This is a genomic window from Aerococcus sp. L_32 (assembly GCF_050689315.1).
This window is the reverse complement of the sequence record NZ_JBOEQF010000631.1, coordinates 1-997: the sequence shown is the minus strand read 5'-3', so window position 1 is coordinate 997 and position 997 is coordinate 1. Positions and strand designations below refer to the sequence as shown.

The window sequence follows — 997 nt, the reverse complement described above, 5'->3', positions numbered from 1 at the left end:
AATGTCCTTCCAGGAAGTCATGGTTGTGATCCTTGTTTTTATCATTGGGATTTTTACCTTGTGTTATTTATCCAAACGATTAGCTTCGGTTCCTATGATTGGTGAAGTAGTTGAGCGTTACGAAAAAGTCATCGTACCAGTCGTTTTCATCGGTTTGGGTATTTTTATTCTGTTAGAGAATGGTACGATTCAACATCTTTGGTCACTGATTGCATAGAATTTTAAGCAGCTTCACGGAAAGTAGAATATACCATTAAAGTATATAAGGTTGAGCTCAGATACATATAACACAACCGGAATATGAAAGAGGCACAGAACGATGCAATATAATTAGCATCGTTTCGTGTCTCATTTTTATGTATATTTTTTAACAATTATGGATCACAGCTTTCTTATTCTCTAAATGGGAAATAAATAAGCTGATATTTTATTAATAGGTTGTACTTGAATAACTGAGACAATCATAGATCTAATTCGAGAGAGAATAAGAAATATAGCGTATACAAAAACATTTAAGAAGAATTTTGGTAATATATGTAGGAAGAGAAAAAGGGAGGCATGATTTATGCAATATTCATATAAATATATAATATTAGGTGGCGGGATGGCTGGTGCCAATGCCGCAATGGAAATTCGTAAGAATGACCGTAAAGGAACATTGTTGATAGTCACGCAAGAAACTGACAAACCCTACTATCGTCCTCCATTAAGTAAAGAATTTTGGACAGAGCCAGACTATCCAAAAGAAACGATATATTATAATATTTCGGATGATGAATCGATTGATATCTTAACTGGGACAACTGTGAAGAAAATTAATGCCGATCAACAAACGATTGAGATTGAGAGTGGAGAAATCTATCAATACGAAAAATTGCTTTATTCACTGGGTGGCGCTCCAAAGTGGATTGATGGGCTGGAGAGCGAGCGTGTCCTAGCTTTAAGAAACTTAAAAGATTACCGAAACCTCCGAAAATTAGCCAAACCTGGGAGCAAG

Annotated in this window: 2 protein-coding genes; both read left to right on the top strand. The window is 35.5% G+C overall.

The genetic code is table 11. The features are described from left to right. On the top strand, positions 1–217 hold a 217-nt coding region (locus ACRCJ0_RS15295), incomplete at its 5' end, for a cadmium resistance transporter (RefSeq protein ID WP_431391057.1). A gap of 348 nt (positions 218–565) precedes the next feature. Then, a partial coding sequence (locus ACRCJ0_RS15290) for an FAD-dependent oxidoreductase (protein ID WP_431391056.1) occupies positions 566–997 on the top strand: 432 nt, incomplete at its 3' end.